The sequence below is a fragment of the bacterium genome, assembly GCA_024228115.1.
Classification (GTDB): domain Bacteria; phylum Myxococcota_A; class UBA9160; order UBA9160; family UBA6930.
Genome location: JAAETT010000319.1, coordinates 1 through 9,742 on the forward strand (window position 1 = coordinate 1; position 9,742 = coordinate 9,742).

Annotated in this window: 7 protein-coding genes; 3 read left to right on the forward strand and 4 right to left on the reverse strand. The window is 64.0% G+C overall.

All coding sequences use genetic code 11. The features are described from left to right. Positions 1–150 precede the first annotated feature (150 nt). The gene (rnr, locus tag GY937_14165) at positions 151–2,427 is read left to right on the forward strand and encodes a ribonuclease R (protein MCP5057846.1); all 2,277 of its coding nucleotides are present in this window, start codon (positions 151–153) and stop codon (positions 2,425–2,427) included. 118 nt (positions 2,428–2,545) lie between these two features. Here rnr and GY937_14170 read toward each other — a convergent pair whose 3' ends face one another. From GY937_14170 to GY937_14185, 4 genes are all read right to left on the reverse strand, one after another. Then, positions 2,546–3,484 carry an alpha/beta hydrolase gene (locus GY937_14170; protein ID MCP5057847.1) on the reverse strand — a complete coding sequence of 313 codons (939 nt, stop codon included), beginning with the start codon at positions 3,482–3,484 and terminating at the stop codon, positions 2,546–2,548. Between the two features lie 82 nt (positions 3,485–3,566). Continuing rightward, positions 3,567–5,003, reverse strand: coding sequence for an MFS transporter (locus tag GY937_14175; protein ID MCP5057848.1), 1,437 nt, complete (start codon positions 5,001–5,003; stop codon positions 3,567–3,569). A 158-nt stretch (positions 5,004–5,161) separates the two neighbouring features. Then, positions 5,162–5,818: a TetR/AcrR family transcriptional regulator gene (locus GY937_14180; protein MCP5057849.1), complete on the reverse strand. Its 657-nt coding sequence runs from the start codon at positions 5,816–5,818 to the stop codon at positions 5,162–5,164. A gap of 22 nt (positions 5,819–5,840) precedes the next feature. Then, complete coding sequence (locus tag GY937_14185) at positions 5,841–7,172, reverse strand: MFS transporter (protein MCP5057850.1); 1,332 nt, start codon at positions 7,170–7,172, stop codon at positions 5,841–5,843. A gap of 262 nt (positions 7,173–7,434) precedes the next feature. On the opposite strand from GY937_14185, the gene GY937_14190 reads away from it, so the two are divergent. Both GY937_14190 and GY937_14195 read left to right on the forward strand, forming a co-directional pair. Then, positions 7,435–7,884, forward strand: a complete 450-nt coding sequence (locus GY937_14190) for a nitroreductase family deazaflavin-dependent oxidoreductase (GenBank protein ID MCP5057851.1) — start codon at positions 7,435–7,437, stop codon at positions 7,882–7,884. A gap of 83 nt (positions 7,885–7,967) precedes the next feature. Continuing rightward, positions 7,968–9,371 (forward strand): aldehyde dehydrogenase family protein, encoded by a 1,404-nt coding sequence (locus tag GY937_14195; GenBank protein ID MCP5057852.1) that lies wholly within the window; start codon positions 7,968–7,970, stop codon positions 9,369–9,371. Positions 9,372–9,742: the final 371 nt, after the last annotated feature.

The window sequence follows — 9,742 nt, forward strand, 5'->3', positions numbered from 1 at the left end:
CCGAATTCGGCTTCTACTTAGCCTCATGATTGTGGCTCCTCGGGGGCTCGGTGAAGTGTGGTAACTCCATCAAGCACACCGACGGGGCCACTTTCAATTTGAATCGACGACCACCCTCAAGAATCTCGGATCAGGGCTAGGTTTCCCAGCATGGCGAGAAAACGCGCGTGGGAACTTCATGATCCGGAGGCGAGGGCCGAGGCGCGAAACTACGCACAACCGGTGCCCAGCCGAACCTACATCCGGCAATTCCTCGAGAAGCGAGGCGTTCCCATGCCATTCGACGACCTGGCCGAGGCGTTCGCGCTCGATCGTCGAGAGCGGAAAGCCCTTGGCGTCCGCCTGAAGGCCATGGTTCGTGATGGCCAGCTCATCCAGAACCGTCGAGAAGGGTATTGCCTCGTCGATCGGATTGCCCTCGTCACCGGCATCGTAAGCGCTCACCGGGACGGGTTCGGATATGTCGTTCCAGATCAAGACGGGGCGGACGATGTCTTCCTCTCGCCGCGCGCCATGCGCGAGCTGATGCACGGGGATCGGGTGGCGGTTCGCATCCGTGGGCACGATCGCCGCGGGCGGCCGGAAGGATCGCTCGTCGAGGTGCTCGAACGAAACACCAGCTCGGTGGTCGGCAAGTACCGCCTGAAGCGTGGGGTCGGGTTCGTGGTGCCGGAGAACCCCCGCATGCTGCATCGGATCGTCGTCCCGGCCGACGCAGCAGGCAGCGCAAGGCCCGGGCAGATCGTGCTGGCGAAGATCACGGCGCAGCCGACACGACATTCTCAACCCATCGGGCAGATCGTCAGGGTGCTCGGCAGGCCCAACGCGCCCGGTATCGAGATCGAAATTGCGATCCATGCTCACGGCCTTCCCACGGAATGGCCCAAGACCGTGGAGAGAGCCGTCCGGCGCCTGGGGAAAGAAGTTCCAGGGCAGGCAAAGCGCGGGCGCGAGGATCTTCGACACCTCCCGCTGGTCACGATTGACGGTGCGGATGCGAGGGACTTCGATGACGCAGTCTACTGCGAGCCCACGGCCTCGGGCTGGCGGCTATTCGTGGCGATCGCCGATGTCGCACACTATGTGGAGTTCGGGTCGCCACTCGACCAGGAGGCGCAAAGCCGTGGGACTTCGGTCTACTTCACGCGCCGAGTCCTCCCGATGCTGCCTGAGCAGCTATCGAACGGGCTCTGCTCGCTCAACCCGAAGGTGGATCGCCTCTGCATGGTTTGCGAGATGCGCGTAGCGCGCGACGGGAAGGTCTCGCGGCCGCGCTTCTTCGAGGGCGTCATGCGCTCCCACGCAAGGCTCACCTACGAAGAAGTCGCCGCCATGCTCTTCGACGGCAATGCGGGCTTGCGGCGGAAACACGCGCAGCTCCTGCCCCACCTCGAAGACCTGGACGACGTGTTCCGAGCACTCCTCGCCCAACGGCGCAAACGGGGTGCCATCGATTTCGAGATCCCGGAGGCCTACGTCGAACTGGGCGAGGATCGCCGCATCGAGGCGATCAGCACCTACGAACGCAACGATGCCCACCGGATGATCGAGGAATGCATGATCGCGGCCAACGTATCCGCTGCACGCTTCCTCGATCGTCACAAGCTCCCCACGCTGTACCGAGTGCATGACAAGCCCACGGCGGAGCGTTTCAAGGAACTCCAGACCTTCCTCGCGACGTTCGGAGTGCCCTTCCCACGGGTCAAGGACCTCCAACCCCGGCACTTCGCCCAGGTGCTCGAACGGGTCAAGGGCAAGCCCCACCATTCACTGGTCGAGACCGTGCTGCTGCGCTCCATGTCCCGCGCCGCCTATCAGCCGGACAACCTCGGGCATTTTGGCCTCGCGCTGCCGAAATACGTCCACTTCACCTCACCCATCCGGCGCTACCCGGACCTCCTCGTCCACCGCGCCATCAAGCACGCACTCTTGGGCAAGAAACCGGAGAGCTTCGCCTACACGCCCAAGGAGATGGGCCAACTCGGCCGGCACTGCTCGATGACGGAGAAGCGTGCCGACGACGCTACCCGGGAGGCCATCGCGTGGTTGAAGTGCGAGTTCATGCTCGACAAGATCGGCGATGTGTTCGACGGCGTGATCACCGGAGTGACCAACTTCGGTGTATTCGTCCAGCTCGAGGATGTGTTCGTCGAGGGCCTGGTGCACGTGACATCCCTCGAGAACGACTACTACGAATTCGACGCCTCGAGGCACCGGCTCTTGGGCGCGCGCACCAAGAAGGTCTATCAACTCGCTGCACCGCTCCGAGTCAGAGTGACGAACGTAGACATGGAGCAGCGACGCATCGATTTCGAGCCAGTGCAGCCGACGGGACGATCGCGAGCGAAGCGCTCCCCCGGCAAGAAACCTGACCGTGTGTCTCCGGGACGTCGCCGGAACAGGCGCCCGAAGAGAGCGCGCGGATGAAGCGGGGCCGCCAGGCCACAAGGGTGACGGAAGTGCCAGCGCCAACCGCACTCAAGGCGAACGCGAAAGCGATCTTGCTGACATCGATCGAGGCGTGACCCAGGCCGCTCGGCTTGGGTCACCGATCGGGAGACCCGGCCGCCTCCCCTTCTTCGCCCTCCCCGGACCCTGCCAGGATCAGCTTCGCGATCTCCTCGGGGATCTCCATCGGCAGGAAGTGGGTGCGTTCGACAAAGTGGATCTCCCGCCCGTGATGGAACTGGTGAACCAAGGCCGGCCAGGTCGGCGACGACGAAAAGTCCATCATCGTCCGCTCCTTGGGCGGCAGCTTGGCCCTCAGCACCAGGACCGGAATCTCCAGGGCACGAATGCTCTCATGCACGCCGGCGTTGGTGCGGCTGGTCATGTAGATGCTCGCCTCGATCTCCGGCGGGCAAGCGAGCTCGAAACCCTCGCCGTCTTCGGCCAGGAGCAACCCGTAGTTGCAATACGCTCGAAGCGCATCGGGATGGAACACACGGTAGGGCTCGCGGTCCCGGAATCGCTCGATCATCTCCTCGGGCGAGGCAAAGTGGCGCTTGCGCTTTGCCGTGGGGTGCGGCTCCCCGCCCAGGTCGGAAAGCCTCCAACCTCCCTCACCGTAGTGGTCCGGCGAAGCGATGACCGGATCGATGATCACCAATCGCCGGAACCGATCCGGCAACGTTGCCGCAGCATCGACGAGGGCGTGGCCACCCATCGAGTGGCCAATACCCACGACGTCCGGCAGGTCGAGGCCCTGGACGAACGCGGAAAGATCCCGACCGAAGACGTCCCAATGCTCGATAGGCGTCTTCTCGCTGCGGCCGTGGCTTCTCTGATCCACGGCGATCACATGGCAGTCGCCCAGGTGCCGAATGACTGGATCCCAGCAACGGGCATGAAAGCCGGTCGCGTGCACCATCAAGAGGGTCGGCTCGCGCCCCTTGAAGGCACGGCCCCATTCGAAGAACGCGAGTTCGATTTCGCCCACTCGCAGCCGATGTTCCGTCGGGTCTTTCGGCACTTCTCGGCTCACGGCTGGAAACCCTCGAGAAAAACTGGGGCATCCGGTTGGTGGCCCGACCTGGAAGCGGTCCGGAGCCAGAACTGCGCGCACATCACGCTCTCCTTGCTCGAGGCGACTCTGCGGGAGAAGCCTCTGGGAACGAAGTCTTCGATCTGGTGGAGGCACCAATCCACAAGGCGGTCAGTGTTGATGCCGCAGCGAGTCCCGCTCCCGCGGCAAATGCCAAACCGAACGCCTCGGGCTCGGCCACACCGCCGTAGACGATCGTGAGGGCCGCGATACCGAACGACGCGCCACCCTGCCCGGCCAGACGGTTGGCTGCGGAGGCGACACCAAGCTCGGACTCGTCCACGGATCTGGCAATGGCCGAAGTGATCGAAGGCTGGCTCAGACCGTGGCCGATGCCCTGCCCTACGAGTCCGATCCCGAACAGCAGCAGATTGGACTCCCAGGCTCCCCACGCGATGACCAGGAGAGCGCCCGTCATGAGGGCACCGCCGAACGCCGACGCACTCCGCTCCCCGAAGCGTTCGCCGAAGGAACCGCCGAAGGGCGATGCAAGCGTGAGCGATGCAGTCCGCAGCACCATCAGCAGTGAAGCCTGGGTGATCGAGAAGTCGAACGATTGGAAGAGCAGCAGCGGTGCGACGACGAACGCGCCCATGTAGGCCGCCGAGTTGAGGGCATTCGTCGCCAGCGTGGCAGAGAAGCTTCGATCGCGTAGCAGTTCCAGAGGGAGGAGCGGATCCTGCACCCGATCCTCGATGCGGACGAACGCCACGAGTCCGATCACACCAACCAGGGCAGCCGCGGGAATCCAGGGAGAGGCCAGCCCGAGTTCTCGGACGCCGCCCAGAGCGAACATCAGACCGCCCACACCGATAGCCAGGCTGAGCGCACCCAGGATGTCGAAGCGAACGCGAAGGGGCCGGGTCTCGCGCAGAACCGCGAAGGCGATGGCCAGCGCAGCGGCGCTCATGCCCGCCTGGAGCAGGAAGACGAAACGCCAACCGAGCCAGTCCACCAGAGGACCGCCCAGGATGAGACCGAGAGCCGGAGCCCCGGCACCTACCATCGACCACCAACCCATGGCACGGACCCGACCGCCCTCGGGATTCACGGCGAAGAGCAGGGCCATGGACGTGGGCTGCGTGGCCCCGCCCAGCACGGCCGCCACCGTGCGCAGCCCGATCAGGGAGAATGCGTCCCAGGCAAGCGCCGTGAGGGCGGCAACCACGGTTGCTCCGGCGAAACCCCAGAGGAACACGCGACGATGTCCGTAGAGATCTCCGAGCTTGCCGAGAAGCGGAAACGACACGGCCGAGAGCAGCATCGGTGCCGTCACGACCCAGGCGAGCGTGGTTTCCCGGCTGCCGAACTCCTCAGCGATCGGCTTCAGGGAAACTGCCAGAATGGTGAACGGGAAGGTCGTGGCGAACATTCCCGCCAGCACCGCGAAGAGCACCCAGTTCGGGTAGCGCCCCGACGCGTCGAGCCGGCCGAGCCAGGTCTCTCGCCATTCGTTCATGAGGGTTCCGCCCCGCATCGACCCGCGAACGTCCATGCCCCCCGTTTGCCGAGTACGCCCGGGCCCCGACGAATCGAGCCGAGACCAGGCCCGAAGCCGTCTACGTCGCTGCTACCCATGAATCCGCACTTCAAGAAACCATCTCTTCTTTTCCGATTTCATTGCGGACTCTTCAAGTAGGCACACACCGAGCAAAGTGCCTCATCAGCGAACTCTTCGTCGGAGCGAGCGCCGAGGCGAGATCGGCTCAGGCCACCGTCCAGGCGGGTCTTCAGCATCGATGCAAGCTGATCCAGGACGAAGTCAATGGCCAGGGTCGGCTCCGTGTGCCCGATCTCCGCCCGGCGCGCGAGCAGGAGTTCAGTGAGACCCTGCTCGAGTTCGGAGCGGACGCGGGCGAGATGCTCCCTGAGCGTCGCATCACGAAGTGATGCCTCGAGGCCAGCCTGCTGGAACCCCGGATGCGTTCGCCCCTGTTCCAGGGCGAACTCGACATACCCCCTCAACACATCGGCCACGGACGCCCCCTCCCAGCGCGCGGGATCGGTGGCCTCACGGGTCGTCGCTCTGAACTGCTCACCGAACCGATCGAAGACCGCATAGAGTAGGGCCTTCTTGTCGCGGAAATGATGGTAGAGAGCTCCGACCGAACAACCCGCGCGCGCGGCCACATCAGCAAGGGAGGTTCCGTCGGCTCCCTTCTGGGAGAACAACTCCTCTGCCGCATCCAGCAGGGATTCCTGGGTCTTCTGACTTCGCGACTGCCGCCCTTCACGAACCCAATGCAGATCGGAGATCCAACGGTTGCGTTTCATGGGCGATTCACCTTCGAAGACGTCAAGAGCGGAGCTCCAGCTGCGCCCGGATGTCCTCGTGTCGCTCCCGGGTAATGGGAAATCGCTGGAAGATGATCACGGCCAACAGATTCAGGATCGCCGGCAGGATACAGTAGAGAAATTTCATCCCTTCGATCACGCTTTCGGTCTGATCCTGGTTGGGGACATAGCCGATGAACTCCAGCCCCTGCATCCCGATGAAGACGGCGACGCCGATTGCAGCCTTGTCGACGAACGACCAGATGCCCATGAACACGCCCTCACGACGCTGACCGGTTTCGAGCTCGTCCTCATCGATCGCGTCCGCAGCGATGGCGGGCCCCAGGGTCAGCGTGCAGCCGTGGACCGCACCGACGACAGCTCCGAGGATCACCCACAGGACCCAGGTGCCTTCGTGGTAGCTGTAGGAAATCGCATAGGCGGCGACCCCGACGAGCATGCCGGCCGTCCACGTCCGGTTCTTCCCGTGGATCCTCGAGAGCCGCAGCCATAGGGGAACCGACAGCAGCGAGCCCACCAGGTACGCAAGCATCACCGGTTGCATGGCCCATTCCAACTTGATCACGTACTTGGCGATGAAGAGGCCGAGCGGCGCGATGAAGCTCCCCCCCACGTGGCTCGCCAGGTAGACGAGCAGCAGGATGCGGAAGGGGCGATTCGCTGCAGTCACACGCAGACCCTGCACGAAGGGAAGCGGATTTCTCACGACGACCGCTGGCCGCTCCGCGATCCGGCTCGAAGCGAACAGGATCAACACTGCGCCGAACCCTCCGAGAGCAAGCGCCATGACGGGGTAGCCGTCCTCCTTCGTTCCGATCAGCTCGGCGAAGGCGAAGGGCGCCAGCATACCGGCGGCGGTCCCGACGACGGTGAACACCTGACGTACACCAAAAAGACGAGTGCGATCGTCGTAGTTCGGGGTCAGCTCCATGCCAAGGGAGATATACGGAATCGAGAACACGGTCAGGAACGCGTAGAGCAGCAGGTAGCAGACGAGGAGATGCACGAATACGCCGGTCGGCGAGAGTGAACTTGCCGGCGACCAGACCAGATAGAAGATGAGCCAGATGGGGAGCGCAGCCAGCAACATGTAGGGACGCCTGCGGCCCCATCGCGTTGCCGTCCGGTCGGAGATGAAACCCATCAGCGGGTCCGTGACCGCATCCGACAGGCGCCCGGCCAGGAACACCCAGCTCAGCAGACCGGCCGACACACCCAGTTCGTCCGTGTAGAAGTTGGGCAAGTACATGCCCACGCTGATGACGACAATCGCGACGGTCGCAGCCGGCAGCGCGTAGGCGAGCACTTCGCCAGACGGAAGGCGGGTGCTCACAGCCTGACGATCCGATCGAACCCGAGAAGACGCCGCCGGCCCCCTTGCCAACCAGCGGAGCTCGCAGGACTCCCTATGGTCTCCCCATCCTGTCTGGTTCGTCCATCGCCTACTACCAACGAGAGCAATCTACAACTATCTGATTTTGAATTGGTTTTTCAAGAATTCGAATTTGGTTTTGTAGTTTGAATCCGAGCCCTGCAGGTGTCAAGTCCCGGGAAGCCATGCGGGTTCGAATCAGCCCGCACAATCGGAGGTGTTCATGCTTCGGAAAGTCGTCTTCGCACTCCCCTTCCTGCTGATCGCGTCAGTCGCAGGCTGCAGCGGCCCCCTCGTTCTCCTGCCCGGCGGTGCCATCGAAGGCCCGACGGCCACCATTCCAGATGATTGGTCCGTCACGGACGAAATCGACACGGTGCAGTTGGAGACGCTCCCCGCCGACCCCTACTCGGTCAACATCTGGGTAGTCGGCCTGGCCGAGTCCCTCTATGTCCACGCCGGCACCAATCGCAGCACGTGGGTGGAGAACATGGAGGCGGATCCCAATGTCCGCCTCCGGGCGAACGAGTCGATCTACGAACTCGTCGCGTCCCGGGTAGAAGCCCAGGAAGAGTTCGACCGCTTCAGCGATGCCTATAAGCAGAAGTATGGGCTTCGCCCTCGCAACGAGAACGTCACCGAGGCCTATCTGTTCCGGCTGAAAGCACGCTGACGAGCTAGACCTCCGTCCGAATCCACGGCTTCCGATGACCGGAGCAGGCTCCCTCCCACGCCTCGAGAGAAGGACTCACGCCGATGACCGACTACCATCTTCTGATCGACGGCAAACTCGTCGCTGGTAACGCGACCCTGGACGTCGTCAATCCTGCCACCGAAGAACTCGCCGGCACGTGCTCCCGCGCCTCCGAGGGGCAGTTGAACGCCGCTGTCGATGCGGCGTCGGCTGCTCAGCCGGGCTGGGCGGCCACCCCGATCGGGGAGCGGAGAGCCGCACTCGAGCGCGTTGCCGACATCGTCGCGGCCAACGCCCAGGAGCTGGGGCGGATCCTCACCCTCGAACAGGGGAAGCCCTTGAAGGAGGCCGTGGCCGAGGCGTTCGGTCTTTCCATGTTCACGCGCCACTTCGCAGCGGCGGATCTCGGCGTCGAGGTGCTCGAGGATACTGAGGTGCGGCGAGTGGAAGCCCACCGGGTGCCGCTCGGCGTGGTGGCTGCGATCGTGCCGTGGAACTTCCCACTGGTCCTCCTGGGCTTCAAGCTCGGGCCCGCGCTGATCGCCGGAAACACCCTTGTGGTGAAGCCCGCCCCGACGACCCCGCTCGCAACGCTGCGCTTCGGCGAGCTGATCGCGGACGCCCTTCCTCCGGGCGTCGTCAACGTGATCACCGACGCCAACGACCTCGGCCCCAGGATGTCGACGCATCCCGGGATCCGGAAGGTTTCCTTCACGGGCAGCACGGCCACCGGGGCGCGCGTCATGGCCGGCGCAGCTGACACCCTGAAGCGGATCACGTTGGAGATGGGAGGCAACGACGCGGGCGTCGTCCTGGGTGACGTGGATCCGAAGGAAATCGCGCCCAAGCTCTTCCAGAGTGCGTTCGCGAACTGCGGCCAGATCTGCATTGCCATGAAGCGGCTCTACGTCCACGAAGATGTCTACGACGCGGTATGCGACGAGCTGGCCTCGATCGCGAAGACCCGCAAGATCGGGGACGGAATGGACGACACGACCGAGTTCGGCCCGCTCCAGAATGCGAAGCAATACGAACGGGTCAAGGAGTTGATCGCCGAAGCCAGTGCCGCCGGTACGGTCATTGCTGGAGGCGGGTCTCCCGATCGCCCCGGCTACTTCATCGAACCCACGATCATTCGCGACCTCGAAGAAGGCGTCCGCCTCGTGGACGAAGAGCAGTTCGGCCCTGCCCTCCCCGTCCTGAAATTCTCGGACGCGGACCAGGCCATCGACCGGATCAACCACTGCCCGGAGGGCCTCGGGGGAAGCGTGTGGGGAACCGACGTCGCCGAAGCCATCCGCCTCGCCACACGTATGGAGGCAGGCACGGTCTGGGTCAACAAACATGCGGACCTCGATCCGGCCATCCCGTTTGGTGGCGCAAAGCAATCCGGCTTCGGAACCGAACTCGGCCGGGAAGGCGTCGCGGAATTCACCCAGCTGAAGGTCATCAACGTCGCGCGCTGACCCCGGGTTCGCCCGAGCCCCAGGCGCATCGCTCACAGGGCTTTCGTAGCGGTATCTCTGTGACCGAAAACAAGGCGGCGCTTCGAGGAGCCACCCTGCGCTACCGGACCTGATCCTTCCGAAGCTCGTGGCGGAACTCGAAGATCGGGAACAGCACAAACCGCTTCGCGAATCTCGAGCGCCCCCCGCAGACGATCATCTCCGTTCCCGATCCCGCGGCCCCCATTCGTCAGTCTGTAGACGCTCACTCAGAAGCGTAGAAATCTGATCATTTGGCCGGGGGGCGACGCAGCCCGCCGTTCCGGATTCCGATTCAGATCTTCCGGGTCGAAAGGTCCTTGACCCAGGGCGAACGCCCTCCCGGCTCGACC